This window comes from Klebsiella sp. 18074, assembly GCF_902705905.1.
Classification (GTDB): Bacteria; Pseudomonadota; Gammaproteobacteria; order Enterobacterales; family Enterobacteriaceae; genus Klebsiella; species Klebsiella terrigena.
Genome location: NZ_CACSIS010000001.1, coordinates 180,210 through 206,708 on the forward strand (window position 1 = coordinate 180,210; position 26,499 = coordinate 206,708).

The window sequence follows — 26,499 nt, forward strand, 5'->3', positions numbered from 1 at the left end:
TGCAGGGCTGCTGAATGAAAAAGTCACTTTTCTGGTTGCTGGTATTGCTGCTGTCTCCGGTTGCCGTACTGGTCGTTATCACGCCGATGGACAGCCAAAAGCAGTATATTTTTGGTCTGCTGAGTATCGGCATTCTGTTCTTAATGGGCTTCAGTAAGAATCGCAGCATTTCCGTTATTATGGTCGTGACTTCGCTGCTGATGTCGACCCGTTATATGTATTTCCGCCTGACGCAAACCCTGCATTTTAACTCCGGAATTGAAACGATTCTGGGGATGGGGCTCTTTATGGCGGAAGTCTATATCTGGGTGATGCTGATACTGAACTACCTGCAAACGGTCTGGCCGCTGAAGCGCGAAATCGTCCCGCTGCCGGACGATATGAGCACCTGGCCGACGGTCGATATTTATATCCCCAGCTATAATGAGCCGCTCGAGGTGGTTCGCGATACGGTGCTGGCCGCGCAGTGCATTGATTATCCAGCGGATAAGATGAAAATTTATCTGCTGGACGACGGTAAGCGCAGCGAGTTTGCGGTGTTTGCCGCCGACGTTGGGGTCGGATATATCACCCGCAACGACAACAAACATGCCAAAGCGGGCAACCTGAACCATGCGATGACCCTGACGCAAGGCGAGCTTATCTGCGTGTTTGACTGCGACCACGTCGCCACCCGCGTCTTCCTGCAGGCCACGGTGGGCGGCTTCCTCAAGGACCCGATGCTGGCGCTGGTGCAGACGCCGCACTACTTCTACTCGCCGGATCCGTTTGAACGCAACCTCTCCGTTGGGCGCAATATTCCCAATGAAGGGATGCTGTTTTATGGCCCAATCCAGCAGGGCAACGACAACTGGAACGCGACCTTCTTCTGCGGCTCCTGCGCCGTTATTCGCCGTAAAGCGCTGGAGCAGATTGGCGGTTTTGCGGTAGAAACCGTCACCGAAGATGCGCACACCGCGCTTAAGTTTCAGCGCCTGGGCTGGAAATCAGCGTTCCTCGATATCCCGCTGGCGGCCGGTTTAGCCACCGAACGCTTAGTGGTGCACGTCATTCAGCGAACCCGCTGGGCGCGCGGTATGACGCAAATCTTCCGCCTCGATAACCCGCTCTTTGGCCGCGGGCTGACCTTCCAGCAGCGTCTGTGCTATCTCAGCGCCATGCTGTACTACCAGTTTGCGCTGCCGCGCGTGGTTTTTGTTACCGCACCGCTGGCCTACCTGCTGTTTAACCTGAACATTATCTACTCCTCGGCGAGCCTGATCGTCTCGTATGCCCTGCCGCACCTGTTCCTGGCCATCTACGTTGGCTCGAGGATGAACGGCCGCTACCGCTACAGCTTCTGGGGTGAAATTTACGACATCGTTCTGGCATTCCACCTGGTGCTGCCGACGCTGGTGACGATGATTTTCCCCAAACGCGGCAAATTCAACGTCACCGATAAGGGCGGCCTGCTGGACGTCGGCTACTTCGACTTTACCGTGGTCAGGCCGCATCTGGTGGTGGCCTGCCTGCTGGGCGCGGGCGTGGTGGTGGGTCTCGTGCGCGCCATCGGCCATGACTATTTCGGCTCCGATCCCAACGTTATCGCGCTGAACGTCGGGTGGGGGGTCTACAGCCTGATCTTCCTGCTGGCGGCGATTGCGGTGGCGCGGGAAACCCGCCAGGTGCGTAAAACGATCCGTATTGATGTCGATATCCCGGTGCTCATCCACTATGCCAGCGGCATTGTCTCCCGCAGCCATACCGCCGATCTGTCGATGGGCGGCTGCCGTATCGCCGTGCCTGACGATCGCCACCTGCAGGATAAAATTGAAGAGATTGAGCTGATTCTGCAGTCAGGGGCGATCTCTATTCCGGCCGAGCAGGTCACCGCGGATGCGCGCTTTATTCGCCTCAAGTTTGATGAAAATATCCCGCTCTCCCTGCGCCGCGAGCTGGTGCGCGTGGTGCTGGCCCGCGCCGACGCGTGGATTAATCCGCCGCGTCCGCAGGATAAGCCGTTCCGCTCTTTCGCCACTATCCTGCGCTGCGTATTTGAGCTCTTCTGGCTGACCTGGAAAACGCGGCGTGACCGCCGTCGGCAACCTTCTGCTGCGCAGACCGCGCAGGAGGAGGGGCATCTATGAAGCGATTAACGACCCTTGCGCTGCTGGCGGGGATGCTCTCGGCCCCCGCGTTGCATAGCGAAGAGGCCCCGGCCGATCCCTCGGCCCCGCTGAACTTCCCGCTGCCGGACGCGGCGACCGATAGCGCGCCTGATGAGGGCGCGGCGCCGACGGCGGCAGAAGCCGAATCGACGCCGGAGCCGGCTTCCCTGCCTGCGATGCCACCGGTCAGTAACCCCGCTCCGGAAGTGGTGCCGCTAACGCCGATCGTCGGTGGCAGCCTGAATCTGGCGCAAATGGGGATGCCGGACGGCATTATGCTGAGCGGCGGCCAGCTGCAGGGCGGCGCGAGCTTTACGCTGCCCTCCGATCAGGTGGTCACCCACGCTGAGCTGATGCTGGATGTCCGGGTTTCTCCGGAGATGGCCGCCCGCAACGCCACCCTGCAGCTAATGCTCAACGGCCAGCCGTTGGGTACGGTACCGCTGGGTACGAACGGCGCCGATATCTCGCACTTTCAGCTCGATATCCCGGCCGCGCTGATGGTCTCGAGCAATAATTTAAGCTTTAAGGTGAACGACGGCGACGCCATGCAGTGTCTGCTCAACGCGCGCGACACCTCCGGCATCACCGTTTTACCCGCCTCGCGCTTTAGTTGGGAAAGCCAGCCGCTGAATATCAGCAACGACCTGAGCTTCTTCCCGCGGCCGTTCTTCGACAGCATGCAGATGACCCCGGCGGATATCGCGGTCGCCTACCCGCAAAACGCGGGTGCGGATATCTTCAGCACGGCGGCGCTGCTGTCGTCATGGCTGGGTATTCAGGCGGACTATCGCGGGATTGCTTTCAACGCCCTGCGCGACCGTTTGCCGGAGCGAAACGGCATTATCATCGGCCATCCGGGCGATCAGGTGGGCGGTTTGACTCTGCCGCAAACCGACAGGCCGCTGCTGCAGGTTGTTGATAACCCCGGCAACCCGAGCTATAAGCTGCTGCTGATCGTTGGGCGGAACGATGCGGCGCTGCGCGCGGCGGCCTGGCGGCTGACCCGCGGCAACATTGCGCCGCAGACCGCGAGCATGACGGTGGAGCCGCAGGCCATTCCGCTGGGTAAACCGTACGACGCCCCGCGCTGGATCCCAACCGATCGGCCGGTCAAAATCAGCGAGCTGCTGCGTAAAGATCAAAGCACGACGGTGAGCGGAGTGTGGCATGAACCGCTGCGCGTCGCTTTCCGCGCGGCGCCGGATCTCTACCTGTGGGATGGCGAAACCATTCCCCTGCAGATTAGCTACCGCTTCCCGTCCGAAAGCTGGATCAACGAAGACAAGTCGCTGCTGAGCGTCACGCTGAACAACACCTTCCTGCACAATTTGCCGATGAACAAGCAGGGGCCGCTGGAGAAGCTGTGGCGTCACCTGGGCGGCGATGCCCGCCAGGAGCGCTTTACCATCCCACTGGCGCCTTACCTGATCTACGGGGATAACCAGCTCTCGCTCTACTTCAACGTGGTGCCGAAGGATAACGCTCCCTGCTCGGTGCTGCTGAATAACAACATCAAGAGCCGCATTACCGACGACTCATGGATTGATTTGAGCAACACGCGGCACTTCTCGCTGCTGCCGAACCTCTCCTATTTCGTCGGCGCCTCGTTCCCGTTCTCGCGGCTGGCGGACTACTCGCAAACCGTGCTGCTGCTGCCGGAGCAGCCGTCGGATACGCAGGTAGCGACCCTGTTAAACCTGGCCGCGCGTTCGGGTAACGCCACCGGCACGGCGCTAGCCAACAACCGGGTCGTGCTGGGGGTTCCTGAGGGCGGCGCGGGCCTGCAATACCTGCGGGATCGCGACGTGCTGGCGGTCAGCGCCCTTGACCAGAAAACCTTTAACCAGCGCCTGCTGGCCAATTCTCCCTACAATCCGGTGGATAACCAGCTCAGCGTCCGCGAGTCGGGAGGCTGGGCGAAGGTACAGCGCTGGCTGACCGGCGACTGGACCTTCGCAAGCGTCGATGCCGACCGCTACTTCTCCTCCAGCAGCGCCTGGCGCGGCTTTATCAGCTACCGTTCGCCGTGGAATTCCCAGCGTACGGTGGTGGTGGCGATGGCCAGCAATGACGATCAGCTCGCGAGGCTGAAAAGCGACCTCGACTCGCCGCGGATCAACGCCGGCATTCGGGGCGATACGGCGGTGATCACCAGCGATAACGGCGTACGCAGCTTCCAGGTCAGCACGCCATTCCCAAGCGGGCAGATGCCCTGGTACATGATGGCTATCTGGTACGCTAACCAGCATTCTGGCCTGCTGGCGATCCTCGGGCTTCTCGCCACATCGATAATCGGCCTGGCGTTAACCGCCATGTTTAAACGGCATGCTCGCAAGCGTTTGAGTTCGGGGGATGGCCAATGAAACGAGCGATCAAAATGAATAGCAGGGCAACCCGCAGACTATCGACCTTCTGCCTGTCAGGCGCGCTGACGCTAGGCGCATTCGGCGATGCCCTTGCCGCGAGCAACGATGCCGCGCTGCAGGCGCTTTTTGCCCAGGCCAACTACTGGCATGAAAAATCCCACGACGAACTGGCGATGGAGTCGCTGCAAAAGGTGCTGCTGGTGGATGCCAACAACACTCAGGCTCTGTACCTGATGGCGCTCTGGGCGCAGCAGGGCGGCGATCTTCAGGCGGCGGCGCAGTGGCGGGCGCGGCTGGCGAAAACCTCGCCGAACAGCGCCAGCCTGCAGGAGCTCGACAATGCCAAAAAAATGACCCAGGTGCCGCAGGGGCAGCTGAGTCTCGCCAGGCAGCAGGCGCGCAGCGGCAACGTGCCCGCCGCCCTCGCCACCTGGCACAGCATGTTTAACGGCAACGTCCCACCGTCGGGCCTGGCGGCCGAATACTACATGACGATGGCCAGCGATAAAGCGCTCTATTCGCAGGCGATCGGCGAACTGCGCCAGTACGTGGCGCAGCATCCGCAGGAGAACGCGCCGCGCGTGGCTCTGGGTAAAGCGCTGACCTGGCGTGAGGACACCCGTCGGGAAGGGATTGCGATGCTGGAGCCGATGGCCAGCGGCAGCAAAGATGCCGACAGCGGGCTGCGCCAGGCGCTGCTGTGGCTGGGGCCGCAGTCCGGAGATCAGCAGTTTTACGACACCTGGATGCAGCGCCACCCGCAGGATACCGAGGTGCAGAACTACTATCGCCAGCGGCTCAGTGGCCTGGCGCGCGGGGAGGGGTATGCCAACCTCAACAGCGGCAATACCACCGCCGCGAAGCAGCAGTTTGAACAGGTGCTGCAAACCAACCCGCAGGATGCGGATGCGCTGGCCGGCATGGGCTATATCGCGCAGCGTAACGGCGATTTCCAGGCGGCATCGCAGTATTTGACCCGGGCGGCGGATCTCGGCGGCGATGATTCCGCAGCAAGGCGCCAGCAGGCTGCCGATGCGCTGTTCTACGGCCAGTTGGCCCAGGCACAGCTGGCTTATAAGCAGGGCAATATCAGCCAGGCGCTGGCGCTTTCCGCCCCGCTGGCCCAGCAGAGCGGGACGCGAGGCACCTCGGCGAAGCTGTTCCGCGCCGACGTTCTGCGGCATAACAAAGACCTGCCGCAGGCAGAGCAGACGCTGCGTTCGCTGCTCAACGAGCAGCCGCAAAACGGCCCGGCGCGGGAGAGCCTCTATTACGTTCTGCGCGAGCAGAATAAAACGGCGGAGGCGCAGGCGATGCTGCGCACGCTGCCGGAGAGCCTGCAGCAAAAACTGCAGCCGCGCGTGGTGACCGGTATGCCGGGGGATTCGCTGCGCCGGCAGGCGCAGGAGCAGGCCAGCAGCGGCAACGTGAGCGGCGCCATCGCGCTGCTGCGCCAGGGCGTATCCCGCTACCCGGATGACGCCTGGATGCGGCTTGATTTAGCCCGGCTGCTGCAAAAATCGGGCAACGAGAGCGAGGCCGCCTCGACGATGGCGGCGGCCTGGCGTCCCGGCGCCAGCAGCACCTCGCTGTACGCCGCGGCGCTGTATGCCAGCGAAAACGGCGGCTGGCAGCAGGCGCAAACGCTGCTGGGGCGTATTCCCGCCGCCAGCCAGACCGGCCAGATGCGCGATCTCCATCAGCGGGTGAACTACAACCTGCAGCTGGTGACGGCGCAAAACTACCTGGCGCAGGGCAATACGGTTGCCGCCTCCAACACCCTGCGGGCGATGGCCGCCACGCCGCCGAAATCGCCGGCGGACGTCGGCAAGCTGGCGCGACTGCTGGCGCAGAGCGGCGATGTCACGACCGCCGTCTCGCTGGTACGCAACAATATCAGCGGCGGGATCTCGGGCAACGCCGGCGATTATGCCGATCAGGTGACGGTGCTGAATCAGGCGGGCCTGACCCGTGAAGCGCAGAATCTGTTAAGCAACCCGCAGCTGCAGGCCAGCAGTACGCCGACGCAGCTGGCGAGCATTCGTAATGGCTATGTGATTAACGAAGCGGATCATTTGCGCGAGCAGGGGAACTACGCCGCGGCGTATGACAAGCTGATGGGCGCGATGCAAAGCGACCCGCAAAATACCGACCTGATGTTCGCGATGGCGCGCCTCTACCAGAGCGGCAAAATGAACAAAGAAGCCGGGGTGGTTTACGACTATCTGATGACCCGCGATACGCCGGATCAGGCGGCGCGCAGCGGGGCGATTGACGTTGCGCTGTCGTCCGGCGACAGCCGCCGTGCGGAGCAGCTCGCCGGCGGGCTGCGTCAGGATAATTCTCCGGACCGCCTGCTGCTGCTGGCGCGGGTCGAAGAGGCGCAGGGTAACCATCAGCAGGCGATGACCTATCTGCGCAGCGCGCGCGGCAAGCTGCTGGGTCTGCAGAGCAGCAACAGCGCGCAAACGCCGACCGTTGGCGGCGTGCTGGCGGTGGATAACCCCTTCGTCGGTGTCTCCCGCACGCCAACGGCGACGCGGACGGCCTCGACCTACGGGCAGTATATGCCGTGGCAGGTCTCGCAGGTATCGGCAGGCGCCGGGACCTCGCTGCCGGGGATCCAGCGTCCCGACCTGCCGGTAGAAACCGCGCAGACCCGGATGCTGCGTCAGGTGGATACCATGATGGAGTCGCTGCAGGAAAAAACCGGCAGCTGGCTGCAGGGCGGCATGGAGGTGCGCGGGCGCGATGGCGAATCCGGTACCAGCAAGCTGACGGAAATGAAAACGCCGTTGACCTGGTCCTCGTCGCCGTTTGGCGATTCGCGCTTTGATTTCACGGTCACGCCGATCACGTTGAATGCCGGGACCGCGACCGGCGACGCGTGGCGGCGCTACGGCGCGAACCCGCTCTCTAATGCGGTCTCCAGTATGATTAGTACCGCCACCAGCGAGCAGGCGGCGATTGCGGCGATGACGGATACCGAGCGGACGACGTACTTTGCCAGCAATCCAGGGGCCTCGGCGCTGAGCTCGCTGGGGACGCTGAACGCCTCCGATTTTAACGCCACGACCAGCAGCGGCATGGAGAATCTGGCGAAGCTGGGAGCCTATGATTCCGGGCAGGTTGCCAGCTATCTGGCCTCCTCCAACCTGAAACCGAACGTCGACCAGGCCAGCGGCTCGACGGACTCGCAGAAGGCCAACGGCGTCGAGCTGGCGCTGGCGCTGAGCGGGGATGATTACCGCGTGGACATCGGCAGTACCCCGCTGGGCCAGGATTTGAACACCGTCGTCGGGGGCGTGAAGTGGTCGCCGAAGCTGACTAACTATCTGTCGCTGATTTTCACCGGCGAGCGCCGCTCGCTGACCGACAGCCTGCTCTCCTACGTCGGCCTTAAAGACTCCTACTCGGGGAAAAACTGGGGCCAGGTGACGAAAAACGGCGGCACCCTGCAGCTGAGCTACGATGACGGTGACGCCGGTTTCTACGTCGGCGGCGGGGGCTATAGCTATATTGGCGACAACGTTGCCAGCAACACCAGCGTTAACGCCAACGCCGGGGTCTATCTGCGGCCTTACCACGACGAGTATCGTCAGCTGCAGACCGGCCTGAGCATGAGCTACATGGACTACTCGAAAAACCTGAGCTACTTCACCTACGGTCAGGGGGGCTATTTCAGCCCGCAAAACTACGTGAGCGTCTCGCTGCCGGTCAACCTGACGGAGAAATACGACAACTGGACGATGAAGCTGGGCGGTTCGGTGGGCTACCAGTCCTATAGCCAGGATAAGAGCGCCTACTTCCCGACCAACTCCGAGTGGCAGCGGACCCTGGAAACCGCGGTAACGAACGGGTACGCCAAGGAAGCTTACTACTCGGCAACCTCGAAGAGCGGCATTGGCTATACCCTGCGCGCCGGTGCGGATTACAAGGTAAACAAACAGATGACGCTTGGCGGCCAGGTGGGCTATGACACCTTCGGCGATTATAACGAAAGCACCGCCGGTCTTTATATCCGCTATATGTTAGGAGATAACTGATCATGACGGAAAATAATAACGCGGAGGCGCTGGCCTGGTTTCAGCAGCAGCAGACCCCTGCCGGATGGTTCGATCTGCTGATTGTTATGGTGGATGGCATGCTCAGCAACGCGGGCGAGCTGGAGAGTCAGCCCTTTCTGCGCCAGATGGGTGAAGAGCTGGCGGACAACTATCCTCTACCGGAATCGGAGACGGTCGGCCAGCTGGAGGCCAATATCAACCAGCTGCTGAGCCGCTTCAAGTGGGGCGTGGTCAGCGTTGACGTCGGCGATGACGGGCTGCGGCTGCGCCATCGGGCGATGCCGGTCAGCCGCGACGAAGCGCGTCGCGTGCGCTGGTGTAATGCATTCTGTGCCATACTCGAAGGGCTTTATTCCCGCTGGCTGAGGGGACAGGGCGGCGGCGCGCACGTCGTGTTACGGCGTGAGCGGCTGTTTTCTGTGTCTGACGTTCAGTTTCTCTATTTTCATCCATAACGAGTGCACTTATGTCCTTGCGTGCTTTAGTCGCAGTCATGGTTACGACGACGATGATGATGCTTCCCCGCGCGTGGGCAGATACCGCCTGGGAAAGCTATAAATCCCGTTTTATGATGGCCGATGGGCGGATCGTTGATACCGGCAACGGCAACGTTTCCCATACCGAAGGGCAGGGGTTCGCCATGCTGCTGGCGGTCGCCAAAAACGACCGCCCTGCCTTTGATAAGCTGTGGCAGTGGACGGATAAAACGCTGCGTAATAAAGACAACGGGCTATTTTACTGGCGCTACAACCCCGTCGCGCCGGACCCTATTGCGGATAAAAACGATGCGACCGACGGCGATTCCCTGATCGCGTGGGCGCTGCTACGCGCCCAGCAGCAGTGGGGTGATAAATCCTACGGCATCGCTTCAGATGCCATTACCGCGTCGCTGCTGAAGTCTACGGTCATCACCTTTGCCGGTCATCAGGTGATGCTGCCCGGTGCGAAGGGCTTCAACCGCAACGATCATGTCAACCTCAATCCCTCCTACTTTATTTTCCCCGCATGGCAGGCCTTTGCCGCGCGTACGCACCTGACGGCGTGGCGTAAGCTGCAGAGCGACGGGAAGGCGCTGCTGGGTAAAATGGCGTGGGGTAAGGCGCAGCTGCCCAGCGATTGGGTGGCGCTGAGAGCGGACGGCAGAATGGAGCCGGCAAAGGAGTGGCCGCCCCGGATGAGCTACGACGCGATTCGCATCCCGCTTTATCTCTACTGGGCCGATCCGCAAAGCGCCCTGCTGACGCCGTGGAAAAGCTGGTTTCAGAGCTATCCGCGGCTGCAGACTCCGGCGTGGGTCAACGTCAATACCAACAACGTCGCCCCGTGGTTTATGACCGGCGGCCTGCTGGCCGTTCGCGACCTGACCATCGGTGAAGCGCAGGACGATCCACAGCTTAGCGCGAAGGATGACTATTACTCTGCCAGCCTGAAGATGCTGGTCTGGCTGGCGAAGAACGACCGCCGGTAGGTAGCTGCCGGCGTTTCAACGGGCCGCGGGGGGAAAACCCTGCGGCCTTTTCGTTTTACTGCGGGTACGGAACCCAGCTTCCGCCGTTCAGCTGTACGTAAGGTTTCCCCTGATACTGAATGACGATGGCGTTGGCGTTCTCCGATACCGCGGCGCTCTGCGGCAGGTTGGCGGTGTATTGCGGCCAGTTCACGTTATCCTGGGTAAACATTTTGCCGTCGAGGGCGCGAACCACCAGCTCAGAGATCGCCAGATAGCTGCTTGGCTGATCGATAACCAGCGGCGCGCCCTGGCGCGGTTCCTTCATGCCGAAGAACTTCACCGCCGCCGGAACGTTAGTGATCGACGGGCTTGGGATGTCGCGCAGGCCGGAGACCTGCATTTTATCGCCCTTCAGCGCTCCGCCGTGCTCCGGCACCACCACCACCATAACTTTACGGCCCGACTTTTCCAGCTCGGTAAAGAAGTTGTCCAGTTCATCAAAGAGCTTCTGGGCGCGCACCTTGTAATCGGCCATTTCGCTCTGGCCCGGGAAGTGGTTGCCATCGTGGAGCGGCAGAATGTTGTAGAAGGTCGCGGTGCGCGCATCGCCCTGCTTATCTTCCGTTTCCAGCCAGCGGTTCAGGGTCGCCAGATCGTCATACACCGGCGAGCCGTCGAAGGCCTGCAGGTTAACCGGCAGACCTTTCTGGTCCATCAGCGGGCTTTGCATGCCGCCCAGGCTGCGCAGCTCCTTCAGGAAGTCGCCAAACAGGCCGTTGTGGCCCAGCATCAGCTGCTGGTTGAAGCCGAGCTTCGCCAGGTTTTCAAACAGGTAGCACTCGCTGCCCGACGGCTGATACAGGTTGGAATGCGACAGCTGGCCGCAGCTGGCGCGGAGCAGACGAACCGCCGCCGGGCCGCTGTAGGAGGTCGCCGAGTTAAAGTTTTTGAACACGATATCAAAGTGCTTCCATAGCGGATGGTCCATCAGCCCGGCGGCTTCGATATCGGACCATGACAGGGAGCAGATATTAATCACCAGCAGATCAAACGGCTGGGCGTCCGCCGGCAGCTGCTGTGGGAACGGCGTTTTACGCTTCTGCTCCGAGGCATAGAACGCATTCAGCCAGTTGGTGAGGTTGGCGGAAGTGGGCGGTTCGGTCTGCGGCGGAATATCGCCGTTAGCGGAAGCGCTGCCCGCCGCCGTTCCCCCGGCGTTGGTGGCGGTGATGACCGCGGTGGTTGCCGTCGTCGTCGTCGGCTGGCCGGCGGGCCACAGGGTAAAGGAGGGGAGCAGCGGGCTGACGGCGAGCCATATCATCATCGCCGAGACCAGCACCGTGACGCGCAGCCACTGGCTGATAAACAGCCACAGGACCAGCAGCACAAAGAAGGCGCCGACCATATTCCAGTTAATAAAGCGGGTCACCAGGTCCCAGATATAATCCGCGCTAAAGCCGGCAAGCTGGGAGCCCTGGCTGAAAATACTCTCCGGGCCGGGCAGCCAGGTGTCGTGCCAGAACAGCGCGATACCCACGGGGATCGCCACCCAGTGGCGCAGGCGGTGCAGCTTATATTTCGGCAGCGGTACCAGCAAAAAGGCGAGAAACACCAGGTTAAGCATCGGGTGGAAATTAAGATATCCCGACCATAGCAGAGCAAACTTCACCAGAAAGTAGAAATTCCACCCGGCAAGGCCGCGCCAGTATTGCCAGAGCGGAAGCGGCGTTGCGGTAGTTTTTGGATTGGTCATTTATTCACTTTGCCTTGCTTAGCCGTCGTATTCCGGCGCAGTACGCCAGCCGGTTTAACGTAACGGGGTTTAAAGAACATCAATCGTAAGGTGGTGCGGATACGGCGCTGGTAGTGGCGCGTAAGGTAACCTAACGGGAAAAACAGCAGCGCGCAGAGCACCACCAGCTGAATAATATCGCTAAGAGACATCATGATTTTTGCTCCACGTCAGTGGACAGCCGGTGCGGCTCCGGTATCCGGCGCCAGCTGCGCCCGTCGTGGGTGGCATTGATCGTCTCGTTTTTGCCTACCGTTATGGGCAGCGGCGTGTTCCATTTATCCGCCGTGATGCCGCGCATCAGCAAAATCTCCGCCGTGATTTGTTTATCTTCAAACCAAATCATGCGATTAGAGAATATGTCGCCGGTAGGAAGCGGGAAAATATGGTTCAGCGCCGTATCCAGATCGTTGATGCGGCAAAATGAGAGAAACAGCACCAGCCGGTTGTTGCCGATGGTCATGATATCGCCCATGCGGTTGGGCTTGCAAAGCGTTAGCGCCTGCTCCACACGCAGGCCCGGCGCCGGACGTAGCGCGACCATCACGCCTTTGCTGTCCGCAGGTAGCATGGTGTTGGCCATGATGTTATAGACCGCAGAGCAAAAGTCGTCCCACTTCTGATAGCCGCGCAGCTTGAGCGGCTGACTCCAGGTCATCAGGGTGGCGAAATCTTCCGGGATATGGCGGCTAAACTTCTGTTGCTGAACGCTCTCAATGAGCGTCAGGCAGCGAGAAAGCGGTGCGCCGCACGGGATGACCATATTAGCGCCGCTACTGAGTAGCAGCCGTTCATCGGTGGCGCGCAGGCTGGGAGTTTGTTCACGGACGATGATTTTTAATGCACTGCCGCGCTGACGGCGCAGGGTATGAATATAGCGCCCCAGCTGCTCTATCTGTACATTTTGGGTCACGCTAAACAGCAGGGTTGCCGCCTGCGCCGTTCTGGCGGCGTTAAACACGGCGTCGTTGGTCTCAAACAGCGTCCAGTATTCCGACAGCGCCGGGGCACCCTCAAGGACGCGTAAATTGCTTAATATGACCTTTTCATCGCTGCGCGGCTGGACGAGAGTTTCTTCGTCCTGCGCCAGCCGCCATCCGGCTTCGCCTTGTAAAACAACCAGCTGTTGCTGCGCGCTCATTCCTTTTTCACTGCCCCACCAGGCAATATCAAACAGGAAGTTATCGCCCTGATAGCGGATGCTGGCGAGACCAGAAAGAGAACGATACTGATATAATAGCGGGGACAGCTGCTTATCATTATCATTACCCGAATTAAGTACTAACAAGGCGCAATTGTGGTATTTGGCCCACCGTGCTGATTTTTCTACCCACTTGCATAATTGTTCACTTTTAATATTTTGCCAGGCATTTTCAGCGCATAGCAGAATAAAGAGATAATTGCCAGGTTCCAGCGAACAAAGTAAATCACGATGCATTTCTTCTAACCCTTCCGTGAGGTTCGGTAGGGTAAATAAGACGATTTTTTCCGGGCCGCTATTATTATCTAATGAAATGATTTTACTTGGTTTATCACCCATTACGATCGCTGCAACCCTGCCGTCTTTAGCCTGTGCGGCCAGCGTATGGTTGAGCAGGCTTACCGCATCAACATAGCGGTCAACGTTGAGCCACCATACCCCACCCACGGGCATATGGCTGACCTCGTCCCATAATGACGAAATACCCAAAGTATATACGATATCCACGACGCCCCTCGCGAGCCCTGATTTATACTGGATTAGTTTACTAGCGAAAGCAGTAGAGTAAACCTAACATTGAAATTAAAGGGCATCGGTCTTAGCATGTAGGGCCATTTAAGAATGGCCTTGTACACTTCGGTTATTATTTATGTGTTGTTTGAATGGACAGAGAAATGCCAGGAAAAGAGCCTGTAGTGCCCTTAGATGCAACGCTGGGTTATACCTTTCAAAATGATTTCCTGGCGCTAAGCCGGGCATTTTCCCTGCCTGAAATTGATTACCACGACATTTCCCGACGCGAGCAGCTAGCTGCGGCGCTGAAACGCTGGCCACTACTGGCAGAATTAGCAGAGAAAAAGTAAAAAGTAAGGACGCCGTCGATGGCTATTCTTGGATTACAGGGCATCCGTGGCGGCGTGGGCACAACGTCGATTACCGCGTCGCTCGCCTGGGCGCTACAGCTGCTGGGGGAAACGGTACTGGTGGTTGATGCCAGCCCGGATAACATGCTGCGCTTTTTTTTCAACGTCGATGCCGACCATCGTGAAGGTTGGGCGCGCTCCTTAATTGACGGCGGCGACTGGCGCGATGCCGGCATGCGCTACACCTCCCATATTGATATTTTGCCCTTTGGTCAGCTGACGCCGGGTGAAAGAGAACATCTCGACAGGCTCTACCCGACGCTGGATCCCCTGGCCGCTATCGTGCAGCAGCTCGACCAGCAGGGCGATCGTCGCTGGCTGCTGCTCGATTTACCCGCCGATTTTTCCCCACTGACTCGTTCGCTGCTCGACGTCTGCGACCGTACGCTGGTGGTGGTGCATCCGGACGGCAACAGCCATATTCGCCTGCATCAGCAGGCGCTGGCGGCGAATCGCGATATTCTGATCAACGATCTGCGGGTGGGCAGCCAGCTGCAGGAAGATTTATATCAGCTCTGGCTGGAGAGCCAGCGGCGCATTCTGCCGATCGCCATCCATCGCGATGAGGCGATGGCCGAGTGCCTGGCGGCGAAGCAACCGCTGGGTGAGTATCGGCAGGACTCTCTGGCGGCAGAAGAGATCCTGACGCTTGCCAACTGGTGCCTGCTGCACTACTCCTCCGCTCGGGAGGCGCAATGATGCGCCTGAGTACGCTGCTGCTGGCTCCTCCGGTCGCCGAACGCCTGAGCGAACGCTACGACGACTATCGCCAGCACGGCGCCTCGTGGCTATCGGCGACGCTGGGCTGCCTGTGGGCGGCGCTGGCGTGGGCGCTGATGCCGCTGGAGACGCCGCGCTGGCAGGCGATCCTCGGCAGTCACGGCGACTATTTCCCGCATATTAATCCCCACCGGCCGCGGCCACTCGATCCGCTCCGCTACCTGCTGCAGTCGGTGTGGCTGCTGGTGACCCGGGTGCCCGAGCCAGAGAAAAAGGTCAACTGGCGCTCGCTGGTGGCGCTTGAAGGCGTGCACGGCCGCTATGCCCAGTGGATGGACCGGCTCCCCGAACGGGTGAACTCCCGCACCGGTCATCTGGATAAATACAAAGAGCTGGCGCACTTCAATCCAAAGCTGCGCAAGGCGATCCTCTGCGTGGTAGTTTTTTTCTCGCTGATCCTGGCGCTGCTCTGCATCACCCAGCCGTTTAACCCGATTTCACAGTTTATCTTCCTGATGCTGCTGTGGGGCGTGGCGCTGCTGGTGCGGCGCATTCCGGGGCGCTTCTCGGCGCTGATGCTCATCGTGCTCTCGCTCACCGTCTCCTGTCGTTATATTTGGTGGCGCTATACCTCCACGCTAAACTGGGACGACCCCGTCAGCCTGGTGTGCGGGCTGGTGCTGCTGTTCGCTGAAACCTACGCCTGGCTGGTGCTGGTGCTGGGGTATTTCCAGGTGATCTGGCCGCTCAACCGTCAGCCGGTGCCGCTGCCCAAAGATATGGCCGAGTGGCCGACGGTCGATATTTTTGTGCCGACCTATAACGAAGACCTCAGCGTGGTGAAAAACACCATTTACGCCTCTCAGGGCATCGACTGGCCGAAGGACAAGCTGAATATCTGGATCCTCGATGACGGCGGGCGCGAAGAGTTTCGCCAGTTTGCCAAAGACGTGGGGGTGCACTACATCGCCCGTGAGACGCACGAGCACGCGAAGGCCGGCAACATCAACAACGCGCTGAAGTATGCCAACGGCGAGTTCGTCTCTATTTTCGACTGCGACCACGTCCCGACGCGCTCTTTCCTGCAGATGACTATGGGCTGGTTCCTGAAAGAGAAAAAGCTGGCGATGATGCAGACGCCGCACCACTTTTTCTCCCCGGACCCGTTTGAACGCAACCTCGGGCGTTTTCGTAAAACCCCGAACGAGGGCACCCTGTTTTATGGCCTCGTGCAGGACGGCAACGATATGTGGGACGCCACCTTCTTCTGCGGCTCCTGCGCGGTGATCCGCCGCGGCCCGCTGGATGAGATCGGCGGTATTGCCGTCGAAACGGTGACCGAAGATGCGCATACCTCCCTGCGCCTGCACCGCCGGGGCCACACCTCCGCCTATATGCGCATTCCGCAGGCCGCCGGGCTGGCGACCGAAAGCCTGTCGGCGCATATCGGCCAGCGTATCCGCTGGGCGCGCGGGATGGTGCAGATTTTCCGTCTCGACAACCCGCTGTTCGGTAAAGGGCTGAAGCTGGCGCAGCGGCTGTGCTACGTCAATGCGATGATGCACTTCCTGTCCGGTATTCCGCGGCTGATCTTCCTGATCGCGCCGCTGGCCTTTTTACTGCTGCACGCCTATATCATCTATGCGCCCGCGCTGATGATCGCGCTGTTTGTGCTGCCGCATATGATTCACGCCAGCCTGACCAACTCGAAGATTCAGGGTAAATATCGCCACTCCTTCTGGAGTGAAATCTACGAAACGGTGCTGGCCTGGTATATTGCGCCGCCGACCTTCGTCGCGCTGATTAACCCGCATAAGGGCAAGTTCAACGTTACCGCGAAGGGCGGTCTGGTAGAGGACGAGTACGTCGACTGGGTTATCTCTCGTCCCTACATCTATCTCGTGCTGCTTAACCTGGTTGGCGTTGCGGTCGGTATCTGGCGCCACTTCTACGGCCCGGAAAACGAAATATTAACCGTGTGGGTCAGCATTGTATGGGTATTTTATAACCTGATTATTCTCGGCGGCGCGGTGGCGGTGTCGGTGGAAAGCAAGCAGGTCCGCCGCTCGCATCGTGTGGAAATGAACATGCCGGCGGCGATTGCCCGTGAAGATGGTCACCTCTTCTCCTGCACCGTCCATGACTATTCTGACGGTGGGATAGGGATCAAAATTCACGGTAAAGCGCAGGTCCTGGAAGGGCAGAAGGTCAACCTGCTGCTCAAACGCGGGCAGCAGGAGTACGTCTTCCCGACGCGGGTAGCCCGCGTGAACGACAGTGAAGCCGGCCTGCAGCTGCTGCCGTTGACCAATAAGCAGCATATCGATTTTGTGCAGTGTACGTTTGCCCGCGCCGATACGTGGGCGCTTTGGCAGGATAGCTTCCCGGAAGATAAACCGATGGAAAGCCTGCTGGATATCCTGAAACTGGGGTTCCGTGGATATCGTCACCTGGCGGAGTTCTCCCCGCCGTCGGTGAAGGTTATTTTCCGCTCGCTTACCCTGCTGGTTGCCTGGATAGTCTCGTTTATTCCCCGTCGTCCCGAACGCGCCGCGGCGATACTAACTTCGGAACCAGAAATGGCTCAACAATGATGATAATGCGATGAAAAGAAAACTCTCCTTGATTTGTGCAGTGGCGGTGGGAATGGCTGGCTGGTACCCCTTCGCGTCTTACCCGGAACCCACGGCGGCCATTACTGCGGCGCCGACCGCTGCCGCGCCGCTAACCGTGCCTGAACCCACTCTTGCGCAAGACCAGCCGACGGCGACCGTCGTTGACCCGGCCGCGCCGGTGGTGGTGGCGGAAAATATCCCAACCCGCGACGTCAAGCTGAGCTTTGCTAAAATCGCCCCGGCGCCGGGCAGCATGGTTCTGCGCGGCGCGCGTCCCGATGGATCGGTGGAATTTGGCATGCGCAGCGACGAGGTGATGGCTAAGGCGCTGCTGAATCTCGACTATACGCCGTCGCCATCGCTGCTGCCGGTACAGTCGCAGCTGAAGGTCTATCTCAACGATGAGCTGATGGGCGTTCTGCCGGTCACCAAAGAGCAGCTGGGTAAAAAGGTCAAGGCGCAGATCCCTATCGATCCGCTGTACATCACCGACTTTAACCGCGTGCGCCTCGAGTTTGTCGGCCACTATCGCGACGTTTGTGAGAACCCGGCCAGCAGCACGCTGTGGCTGGACATCGGGCGCGACAGCAACCTGGACCTGACCTATCAGTCGCTGAAGGTGCGCAACGATCTCTCCCATTTCCCGGTGCCGTTCTACGACTCACGGGATAATCGCCCGCTGAACCTGCCGATGGTTTTCGCCTCCGCCCCGGACGGGCTGCAGCAGCAGGCGGCGGCGATTGTCGCCTCCTGGTTTGGCAGCAAGGCCGGCTGGCGCGGCCAGCAGTTCCCGGTCTATTTCAACGCGCTGCCGGATCGCAACGCCATCGTTTTTGCCACCAACGATAGGCGCCCGGATTTCCTGCGCGAGCATGCGCCGGTTAACGCGCCGACCATCGAAATGATCAACCATCCGGACAACCCGTACGTCAAGCTGCTGGTGGTGCTGGGCCGTGACGATAAGGATCTGCTGCTGGCGGCGAAGGGCATTGCGCAGGGCAATATCCTGTTCCGTGGTAACAGCGTGGTGGTGGACGACGTTAAGCAGCTGCAGGCGCGTAAACCTTACGATGCGCCAAACTGGGTGCGGACCGATCGCGCGGTGACCTTTGCGGAGCTGAAAACCTACGAGCAGCAGCTGCAGTCCAGCGGGCTGGTGCCGGACTCGATTAACGTGGCGCTCAACCTGCCGCCGGATCTCTATCTGCTGCGCGCCAACGGCATTGATATGAATCTGAAATATCGCTACACCATGCCGCCGGTCAAAGATAGCTCGCGCATGGACATCAGCCTGAATGACCAGTTCCTGCAGTCGTTCAGTCTCAACAGTTCTCAGGATGTTAACAAGCTGATACTCCGCCTGCCGGTGCTGCAGGGGCTACTGGACGGTAACTCTGCGGTGACTATTCCGGCGCTGCACCTGGGCGCCATGAATCAGCTGCGCTTTGATTTCCAGTACATGAACCCGATGCCGGGCGGCTCAATTGATAACTGTATTACCTTCCAGCCGGTACAGAACCATGTGGTGATCGGCGACGACTCGACGATTGATTTCTCGAAGTATTACCACTTTATTACCATGCCGGACCTGCGGGTCTTTGCCAGCTCGGGCTTCCCGTATAGCCGGATGGCCGACCTCGCCGAAACCCTGGTGGTGGTGCCGAAAACGCCAACTCAGGGCCAGGTTGCCACCCTGTTGGAGTCCGTTGGCGGCATCAGCGCCCAGACCGGCCTGGCGGCGATCAATATCCAGGTCACCGATGACGGTAGCCAGGTTAAGGGCAAAGACGCCGACCTGCTGCTGATCGGCTCGATTCCACCGGCGCTGAAGGACGATACGCGAATTAACCTGCTGGTTGAGGCGACGAAAAGCTGGGTGAAAATGCCGATGCGTCACTACGAGCTGCCGAGCATTTATCCCGATGATGAAGCCCGGACGCCGAATACACGCGCGGACATCACCTCTTCCGGACCGATGGCGGCCATTATTGGCTTCCAGTCGCCGTATCACGACCAGCGCAGCGTCGTGGCGCTGCTGGCGGACAGCACCCGCGGCAACGAACTGCTCAACGATGCGCTGAACGACAGCGGTAAGCGAGCGGCGATGTTTGGTTCGGCGGTGGTGGTGCGTGAATCCGGCGTCAACAGCCTGCGGGTGGGCGACGTTTATTATGTCGGGCATCTGCCGTGGTTTGAACGTATCTGGTTTGCGCTCTCCAGCCATCCGGTGCTGCTGGCTATTCTGGCGGCGGTCAGCATCGTGCTGCTGGCGTGGGTACTGTGGCGCATGCTGCGTATCATCAGCCGTCGTCGCCTGCACCTGGATGACGAGTAACCCATGATGAATGCGCTACGCACAGGGGTGACATTGGTATTGATGCTGGCGGCGGCGCAGGTCAGCGCCGCCTGCCGGTGGCCGGCCTGGGATCAGTTCAGGAAAGAGTACGTCAGCGCCGAAGGGCGCGTCGTTGACCCCAGCGATCCGCGAAAAATCACCACTTCGGAAGGACAGAGCTACGGCCTGTTCTTTGCCCTGGCGGCTAACGATCGCGATGCGTTCGGCAAGCTGCTGCAGTGGACGCAAAACAACCTCGCCGAGGGCGACCTGCGCGCGCGTCTGCCCGGCTGGCTGTGGGGCAAAAAGAGCGACAGCGAGTGGACGATGCTGGACAGCAACTCGGCCTCCGATTCGGACCTGTGGATAGCCTGGTCGCTGCTGGAGGCCGGGCGCCTGTGGCAGATGTCGCAGTACGTCGAGGTAGGTAAAGCGCTGCTGTCGCGGATTGCGCAAGAAGAGGTGGCGGACGTGCCGGGGCTGGGGCCGCTGGTGCTGCCGGGGAAGGTCGGCTTTGCTGACGATAAAGGCTGGCGCTTCAACCCTAGCTATCTCCCGCCGCAGCTGGCGAATTATTTTGTCCGCTACGGCGCCCCGTGGCCGAAGCTACGCGACGGCAATATCCGCCTGCTGCTGGAGACGGCGCCCAAGGGCTTCTCCCCTGACTGGGTACGCTACGAGAAAGGTAAGGGCTGGGAGCTGAAGGCGGATAAACCGATTATCGGCAGCTACGACGCGATCCGCGTCTATCTGTGGGTCGGCATGCTCAACGACAGCGATAAGCAGAAGACGCGCCTGCTGACCCATTTTAAACCGATGGCGCAGCAGACCATCAGCCAGGGCCTGCCGCCGGAAAAGGTGAATATCGCCACGGCGAAGACCGCAGGAAACGGCCCGGTGGGCTTCTCGGCCGCGCTGCTACCGTTCTTGCAAAATGAGGATGCCCGGGCCGTTCAGCGCCAGCGCGTCAGCGACAACTATCCCGGCGCGGACGCGTACTATAGCGCGGTCCTGACCCTTTTTGGCCAGGGATGGGATCAACATCGTTTTCGCTTTACCGCCGATGGCGAATTACAACCTGACTGGAACCAGGAATGCGCAAGTTCTCACTAACGTTTATCACCCTGGCCCTGGGGGCTGCGCTTCTGCCGCTGGCGCAGGCCGCGACCACGCCTGCTCAGGACCATCTGCTGGAGCAGGTGCGGCTGGGGGAAGCGAGCAATCGTGAAGATCTGGTGCGTCAATCGCTGTACCGGCTGGAGCTGATTGACCCGAATAACCCGGACGTTATCTCCGCGCGGATGCGCTATCTGCTGCGCCAGGGCGATACCGATGGGGCAAAGAAACAGCTCGATCGCCTGTCGAAGCTGGCTCCGGACTCGACCGCCCTGAAATCCTCGCGCAGCGAAATGAACCTCAGCACCGGCGACGGGCGCCAGGCGCTGCAGCAGGCGCGCCTGCTGGGCGTGTCGGGGCATGTAGAAGAGGGCGTGGCCGCATTTGAAAAGCTGTTCGGCGGCGTGCCGCCGGATGAAACGCTCGCCATTGAGTACTGGTCGCTGGTCGCGCGGCTGCCGGCCCGGCATAACGAAGCCGTCCTTGAGCTGAAAAAAATTAACGCCAGATCTCCGGGCAACGTCGCCCTGCAAACCGCGCTGGCTAAGCTGATGTTTGCCGACAATAAGCCGGATGAAGGTTTTGCCTGGCTAGAGCAGATGTCGCGCTCGGCCGCCGGCCGCAGCACCGCCGCCTCGATGTGGTTCGACAAAATAAAAGATATGCCGGTCAGTCGCGCCAGCGTGCAGGCGCTGCAGCGCTTTCTGCTGCTCTTCGCCACCGGCGAATCGGCGGCCAATGCCCGGGTGCTGCTCGATCAGCAGCAGGGGCAGCTCAAAGACCCGACCTTTCTTGCCCGCTCCGAAGGGCTGGCGGCGGTTAAAAGCGATAAACCAGCTCAGGCGGTGGCGGATTTACAGCAGGCCGTTCGCGCGGATGCCAGGGACAGCGACGCCGTGGGCGCGCTGGGCCAGGCCTATTCGCAGCGCGGGGATCGCGCCCGCGCCGTGGCGCAGCTGAATAAAGCGCTCGCCATGGACCCGGATAGCCCGAATCGCGACAAATGGCGCAGCCTGCTGCAGACCAACCGCTACTGGCTGCTGATTAAGCAGGGCGACCGCGCGCTGAAAGCCGGGCAGCTGGCGCAGGCGCAGAGCGCCTACGCGCAGGCGCAGCGGGTGGATAGCACCGACAGCTACGCGGTTCTTGGCCTCGGCGACGTGGCCGCCGCGCGTAAAGAGAGCGCCGCGGCGCAGAGCTACTATCAGCGCGCGCTGCGCATGGATCGCGACAACAGCCTGGCGGTACGCGGGCTGGCGAACCTCTATCGTGCGGAGTCGGCGGAAAAAGCCAGCGCCTTTATCGCCGGGCTGACGCCCGCTCAGCGGCGCAGCATTGACGATATTGAGCGCAGCCTGGCGAACGAACGTCTGGAAAAGCAGGCTGAAGCGCTGGAGAGCCAGGGCAACTGGGCGCAGGCTGCGGAAGTGCAGCGTCGACGTCTGGCGCTCGACCCCGATAGCGTCTGGATAACCTGGCGGTTGTCGCGAGATTTAGTGAGCGCAGGCGAGCGGGCCGAGGCGGATGCGCTGATGCGCACGATGGTCAACCGTAAGCCCGGCGACGCCGATCGGGTCTACGCCTGGGGCCTTTATCTATCCGGCAACGGCCAGGACGATATGGCCCTCGCGCAGATTAACGCGCTGCCGCGTAGCCAGTGGAGCGATAATATTCGCGAGCTTGAGGCGCGCCTGCAGAGCGACAATATTCTGCGTCAGGCCAACGGGCTACGCGAGGCGGGCAAGGAAGAGCAGGCGATTGCGCTGATTAAGCAGCAGCCCGCGTCGGTTCGCTACGATCTGACCCTCGCCGACTGGGCGCAGCAGCGCGGCGACGCGCAGACGGCGATCCTCCAGTACAACGCGGCGTTGAACAAAGAGGCCAATAATGGCGACGCGCGCCTGGGGCTGGCGGAGGTCTACCTTGCCGAGGGCGACAAAAACGCCGCCCGCGCGCAGGTCGCACAGCTGAAGGGCGAGGACGCCGAATCGATCAATATGCAGCGGCGAGTCGCGCTGGCCGAGGCCGGACTGGGCAACGCGGCGCAGGCGCAGCAGATCTTTAGCCGTATCACCACCCAGGCGAAAGCGCAGCCGCCGTCGATGGAGAGCGCGCTGGTGCTGCGCGATGCGGCGCGGTTTCAGGCGCAAAACGGCCAGCCGCAGCAGGCGCTGGAAAGCTATAAAGACGCGATGGTGGCTTCCGGCGTGGCCACGGCCCGTCCGCAGGATAACGACGCCTTCACCCGCCTCACCCGCAACGACGCGAAGGACGACTGGCTTAAGCGCGGGATCCGCAGCGACGCGGCGGATCTTTATCGCCAGCAGGATCTTAACGTCACGCTGGAGCATGATTACTGGGGATCCAGCGGTACCGGCGGCTATTCCGATTTAAAAGCCCAAACGACGATGCTGCACGTGGATGCGCCGCTGGCCGACGGCCGGATGTTCTTCCGCACCGATTTGGTCAATATGAACGCCGGCAGCTTCTCAACCAACGGCGACGGCAGCTATTCGCCGAGCTGGGGCACCTGCGGCGAGATTGCCTGCACCAACGGTAGCCTTCACCAGAGCGACGGCGGGGCAAGCGTGGCGGTAGGGTGGAAGAACGACACCTGGAGCGGCGACATCGGCACCACGCCGATGGGCTTTAACGTCGTCGATGTCGTCGGCGGTCTGAGCTACAGCGACGATCTTGGCCCGCTGGGCTACACCCTCAATCTGCACCGTCGGCCGATTTCCAGCTCCCTGCTGGCGTTTGGCGGGCAGAAGGACAGCGCCAGCCATACCGGTAAAACCTGGGGCGGGGTGCGCGCCGACGGCGGCGGCATCAGCCTGAGCTACGACAAAGGGGAAGCCAACGGCGTCTGGTCTTCGCTGGGGGCCGACCAGCTCACCGGCAAAAACGTCGCCGACAACTGGCGCGTGCGCTGGATGACCGGCTACTACTATAAAGTTATCAACGAAGATAACCGCCGCGTGACGGTCGGTCTGAGCAATATGCTCTGGCACTATGACAAGGATCTCAGCGGCTATACTCTGGGACAGGGCGGCTACTATAGCCCGCAGGAGTACGTCTCTTTCGCCGTGCCGGTGACCTGGCGCCAGCGTACCGAAAACTGGTCGTGGGAGCTTGGCGGCTCCGTCTCCTGGTCACACTCGCGGACGAAAACCCAGGCGCGCTACCCGCTGCTGAACCTCATTCCCTCCGAGTATCGCGCCGATGCCAGCCAGCTCAGCGAGGAGGGCAGCAGCAGCCAGGGCTTCGGCTATACCGCCCGGGCGCTGGTCGAACGGCGGGTGACCGGCAACTGGTTCGTGGGCGCGGCGGTTGATATCCAGCAGGCCAAGGACTACACCCCGAGCCACGCGCTGCTCTACGTTCGCTACTCGGCCTCCGGCTGGCAGGGCGATATGAATATGCCGCCGCAGCCGCTGGTTCCCTACGCTGATTGGTAGCAGAATAGGCCGAATTACGCGATCAACCGTCACTCCACCCCCGTGTTCGCGTATACTCGTCGTACTTCGCGCCGCGGGGGGCATCCCCCCGTTCGCGCTGCGCTAATCGCGACGTCGGCCCGGCGTGTCCGCAAGCCCGGGGGCGGTGCCTGGTACCCGTCCTGGTGACCCGTTTGGTGCTCTCTGTCGGGCGTTTACGCGCTATTTCGCAGAGATAATCAGCCGCAAAATACCGGCGTTGATGGACGAAGTCCGGACAGTATTCAGTATCAGTGGAGAACACAGTTGCGCGTCAGCCGCTCACTTACAATTAAACAGATGGCGATGGTCGCGAGCGTGTCCATGGCATTTGTATTGGTCTTTTGCTCTATTTTACTCTTTCACTTTGTGCAACAGAGTCGCTTTACTACGGCCACGCAGTTAGAAAGCATCGCCCGTTCCGTTCGCGAGCCGCTCTCTGCGGCGATCCTGAAGGCGGATATTCCTGAGGCGGAAGCCATTCTCGGTCGTATCCAGCCCGCCGGCATCGTCAGCCGGGCCGACGTGGTGCTGCCGAACCAGTTCCAGGCGCTGCGGATGCGCTTTATCCCCGAGCGCCCGGTTCCGGTGATGATTACCCGCATGTTTGAGCTACCGGTACAGATATCGCTGCCGATCTACTCCCAGGAACGCCCCGCAAACCCGCAGCCGCTTGCCTATCTGGTGCTGCAGGCAGACTCATACCAGATGTATAAATTCGTGATGAGTACGCTTTCTACGTTAGTGACTGCTTACTTTCTGCTTGTGCTGGTTCTGACGGTGGCGATCACCTGGTGCATCAATCGGCTGATCGTCCGTCCGCTGCGTAAGGTGGCGCGTGAACTTAACGACGTCCCGCAGCAGGAGCGTCTCGGGCATCAGCTGACCCTGCCGCGACTGCATCACGATGATGAGATAGGCATGCTGGTGCGCAGCTACAATCGCAACCAGCAAACCCTGCTGCGGCGGCACGATGAGCTCTCTTTACAGTCCACCCGCTTTCCGGTCTCCGACCTGCCGAATAAGGCCTTCCTGATGGCGCTGCTCGAGCAGGCGGTGGCCCGCCCGCAAACCTCGGCGCTGCTGGTGGTCGCCTGCGAAACGCTGCAGGACACCGCTGGCGTTCTGAAGGAGGCCCAGCGCGAAATACTGCTGCTGACTCTGGTGGAAAAGCTGCGGGCAATCATCCCCTCGCGCATGGTTCTGGCGCAGGTCAGCGGCTATGACTTTGCGATTCTGGCCAACGGCATTACCGAGCCCTGGCAGGCGGTGACATTAAGTAAGCAAGTGCTCACTGCCGTCAGCGAGCGTCTGCCGCTGCACGGCATCCAGCTTCGCCCCTGCGCCAGCGTCGGCATTGCGATGTTTAACGGCGAGCTGAGCGCGGAGCAGCTCTACCGACGCGCGGTTTCCGCCGCCGTCGCCGCGCGGCGCAAAGGTAAAAACCAGATTGAGTTCTTCGATCCGCAGCAGATGGAGAAGGCGCAGCGCCGGCTGATGGAAGAGCACGATATTCTGGCAGCGCTGGATAATCAGCGCTTCGCCATCTGGCTGCAGCCGCAGGTGAATATCGCCAGCGGCGACGTGTGCGGCGCGGAGGTTCTGCTGCGCCAGCGCCAGGAGGACGGCAGCTGGCTGCTGCCGCCGGATCTGATTGAACGCATTGAGGCCTGCGGGCTGATTGTCCCGGTCGGCTACTGGGTGATGGAAGAGGCCTGTCGCCAGCTTGCGGCATGGCAAAGCCAGGGCATTATGCTGCCGCTATCGGTGAACGTGTCGCTGCTGCAGCTGCTGCATCATGACCGGGGCGCAGAGATGTTGACCCTGCTCTCGCGCTATCGCATTGCGCCGGGCACGCTGATTATCGAAATTACCGAAAGCCGCCGGCTGGACGATCCGCGGATGGTCGTCTCCCTGCTGCGCCCGCTGCGCGAAGCGGGGGTGCGCATCGCCCTCGATGATTTTGGTATGGGTTACGCCGGGTTGCGCCAGCTCCAGCATATGAAGTCGCTGCCGGTTGATATCCTGAAAATCGATAAGGCCTTCATCGATATGCTGCCCGAAGATACCAGCATGGTGCCGGCGATTATTCAGCTGGCGCGCGGGCTTAACCTGCGCATTGTGGCGGAAGGCGTTGAGAGAGAGGAGCAGCACCGGTGGCTGCAGGAGGCCGGCGTCGATATCGGCCAGGGCTACCTCTTCGGTTGCGCCTTACCGCAGGAGACGTTTGCGGCGCAGTTTTTGCCGGTGAATGGAGAGGGTGCAAGCCTGTAACGGGAGGCTGACTT

The 26,499-nt window shown here is 60.8% G+C and carries 15 protein-coding genes; 12 read left to right on the forward strand and 3 right to left on the reverse strand.

Annotation, left to right across the window (positions count from 1 at the left end; translation table 11 throughout):
* The first annotated feature begins 14 nt into the window (after positions 1-14).
* The 5 genes from bcsA (GVK32_RS00855) to GVK32_RS00875 are packed head-to-tail and all read left to right on the forward strand — an operon-like array spanning position 15 to position 10,051.
* Positions 15-2,126 carry a UDP-forming cellulose synthase catalytic subunit gene (bcsA, locus tag GVK32_RS00855; protein ID WP_159864201.1) on the forward strand — a complete coding sequence of 704 codons (2,112 nt, stop codon included), beginning with the start codon at positions 15-17 and terminating at the stop codon, positions 2,124-2,126.
* Positions 2,123-4,513, forward strand: coding sequence for a cellulose biosynthesis cyclic di-GMP-binding regulatory protein BcsB (bcsB, locus tag GVK32_RS00860; protein WP_159864205.1), 2,391 nt, complete (start codon positions 2,123-2,125; stop codon positions 4,511-4,513). The genes bcsA (GVK32_RS00855) and bcsB (GVK32_RS00860) overlap by 4 nt, the downstream gene beginning before the upstream one ends.
* Positions 4,510-8,562 (forward strand): cellulose biosynthesis protein BcsC, encoded by a 4,053-nt coding sequence (locus GVK32_RS00865; RefSeq protein WP_159864208.1) that lies wholly within the window; start codon positions 4,510-4,512, stop codon positions 8,560-8,562. Before bcsB (GVK32_RS00860) ends, GVK32_RS00865 begins: the two co-directional genes overlap by 4 nt.
* Positions 8,562-9,038 carry a cellulose biosynthesis protein BcsD gene (gene bcsD, locus GVK32_RS00870; protein ID WP_165973037.1) on the forward strand — a complete coding sequence of 159 codons (477 nt, stop codon included), beginning with the start codon at positions 8,562-8,564 and terminating at the stop codon, positions 9,036-9,038. Before GVK32_RS00865 ends, bcsD begins: the two co-directional genes overlap by 1 nt.
* Before the next feature lie 11 nt (positions 9,039-9,049).
* On the forward strand, positions 9,050-10,051 hold the full coding sequence (locus GVK32_RS00875; RefSeq protein ID WP_159864211.1) for a glycosyl hydrolase family 8: 1,002 nt from the start codon (positions 9,050-9,052) through the stop codon (positions 10,049-10,051).
* Between the two features lie 55 nt (positions 10,052-10,106).
* On the opposite strand, the gene bcsG is transcribed toward GVK32_RS00875, so the two are convergent.
* Genes bcsG through bcsE form a run of 3 tightly spaced genes read right to left on the reverse strand, consistent with a single transcriptional unit; the run spans position 10,107 to position 13,533 of the window.
* Positions 10,107-11,786 carry a cellulose biosynthesis protein BcsG gene (bcsG, locus tag GVK32_RS00880; protein WP_159864214.1) on the reverse strand — a complete coding sequence of 560 codons (1,680 nt, stop codon included), beginning with the start codon at positions 11,784-11,786 and terminating at the stop codon, positions 10,107-10,109.
* Positions 11,783-11,980, reverse strand: coding sequence for a cellulose biosynthesis protein BcsF (gene bcsF / locus GVK32_RS00885; RefSeq protein ID WP_159864217.1), 198 nt, complete (start codon positions 11,978-11,980; stop codon positions 11,783-11,785). Before bcsF ends, bcsG begins: the two co-directional genes overlap by 4 nt.
* The gene (bcsE, locus tag GVK32_RS00890) at positions 11,977-13,533 is read right to left on the reverse strand and encodes a cellulose biosynthesis protein BcsE (protein ID WP_159864220.1); all 1,557 of its coding nucleotides are present in this window, start codon (positions 13,531-13,533) and stop codon (positions 11,977-11,979) included. Before bcsE ends, bcsF begins: the two co-directional genes overlap by 4 nt.
* A gap of 167 nt (positions 13,534-13,700) precedes the next feature.
* Between bcsE and bcsR the strand changes: the two genes are divergently transcribed.
* The 7 genes from bcsR (at position 13,701) to hmsP (ending at position 26,485) form a co-directional block, all read left to right on the forward strand.
* Positions 13,701-13,889, forward strand: a complete 189-nt coding sequence (bcsR, locus tag GVK32_RS00895) for a cellulose biosynthesis protein BcsR (protein ID WP_159864223.1) — start codon at positions 13,701-13,703, stop codon at positions 13,887-13,889.
* 18 nt (positions 13,890-13,907) lie between these two features.
* On the forward strand, positions 13,908-14,648 hold the full coding sequence (bcsQ, locus tag GVK32_RS00900; protein WP_159864226.1) for a cellulose biosynthesis protein BcsQ: 741 nt from the start codon (positions 13,908-13,910) through the stop codon (positions 14,646-14,648).
* Positions 14,645-17,263 carry a UDP-forming cellulose synthase catalytic subunit gene (gene bcsA / locus GVK32_RS00905; protein ID WP_159864229.1) on the forward strand — a complete coding sequence of 873 codons (2,619 nt, stop codon included), beginning with the start codon at positions 14,645-14,647 and terminating at the stop codon, positions 17,261-17,263. Before bcsQ ends, bcsA (GVK32_RS00905) begins: the two co-directional genes overlap by 4 nt.
* Before the next feature lie 10 nt (positions 17,264-17,273).
* Positions 17,274-19,619 (forward strand): cellulose biosynthesis cyclic di-GMP-binding regulatory protein BcsB, encoded by a 2,346-nt coding sequence (bcsB, locus tag GVK32_RS00910; RefSeq protein WP_159864232.1) that lies wholly within the window; start codon positions 17,274-17,276, stop codon positions 19,617-19,619.
* Positions 19,620-19,622: 3 nt separating this feature from the next.
* On the forward strand, positions 19,623-20,732 hold the full coding sequence (gene bcsZ, locus GVK32_RS00915; RefSeq protein ID WP_200842815.1) for a cellulose synthase complex periplasmic endoglucanase BcsZ: 1,110 nt from the start codon (positions 19,623-19,625) through the stop codon (positions 20,730-20,732).
* The gene (bcsC, locus tag GVK32_RS00920; protein ID WP_159864235.1) at positions 20,714-24,193 is read left to right on the forward strand and encodes a cellulose synthase complex outer membrane protein BcsC; all 3,480 of its coding nucleotides are present in this window, start codon (positions 20,714-20,716) and stop codon (positions 24,191-24,193) included. Before bcsZ ends, bcsC begins: the two co-directional genes overlap by 19 nt.
* A gap of 285 nt (positions 24,194-24,478) precedes the next feature.
* On the forward strand, positions 24,479-26,485 hold the full coding sequence (gene hmsP / locus GVK32_RS00925; RefSeq protein WP_159864238.1) for a biofilm formation regulator HmsP: 2,007 nt from the start codon (positions 24,479-24,481) through the stop codon (positions 26,483-26,485).
* Positions 26,486-26,499 lie beyond the last annotated feature (14 nt).

Coding starts and splice junctions, on each gene's coding strand:
- bcsA (WP_159864201.1), top strand. CDS start 15: ATGAAAAAGTCACTTTTCTGGTTGCTGGTATTGCTGCTGTCTCCGGTT.
- bcsB (WP_159864205.1), top strand. CDS start 2,123: ATGAAGCGATTAACGACCCTTGCGCTGCTGGCGGGGATGCTCTCGGCC.
- GVK32_RS00865 (WP_159864208.1), top strand. CDS start 4,510: ATGAAACGAGCGATCAAAATGAATAGCAGGGCAACCCGCAGACTATCG.
- GVK32_RS00875 (WP_159864211.1), top strand. CDS start 9,050: ATGTCCTTGCGTGCTTTAGTCGCAGTCATGGTTACGACGACGATGATG.
- bcsG (WP_159864214.1), bottom strand. CDS start 11,786: ATGACCAATCCAAAAACTACCGCAACGCCGCTTCCGCTCTGGCAATAC.
- bcsF (WP_159864217.1), bottom strand. CDS start 11,980: ATGATGTCTCTTAGCGATATTATTCAGCTGGTGGTGCTCTGCGCGCTG.
- bcsR (WP_159864223.1), top strand. CDS start 13,701: ATGCCAGGAAAAGAGCCTGTAGTGCCCTTAGATGCAACGCTGGGTTAT.
- bcsQ (WP_159864226.1), top strand. CDS start 13,908: ATGGCTATTCTTGGATTACAGGGCATCCGTGGCGGCGTGGGCACAACG.
- bcsA (WP_159864229.1), top strand. CDS start 14,645: ATGATGCGCCTGAGTACGCTGCTGCTGGCTCCTCCGGTCGCCGAACGC.
- bcsB (WP_159864232.1), top strand. CDS start 17,274: ATGAAAAGAAAACTCTCCTTGATTTGTGCAGTGGCGGTGGGAATGGCT.
- bcsZ (WP_200842815.1), top strand. CDS start 19,623: ATGATGAATGCGCTACGCACAGGGGTGACATTGGTATTGATGCTGGCG.
- bcsC (WP_159864235.1), top strand. CDS start 20,714: ATGCGCAAGTTCTCACTAACGTTTATCACCCTGGCCCTGGGGGCTGCG.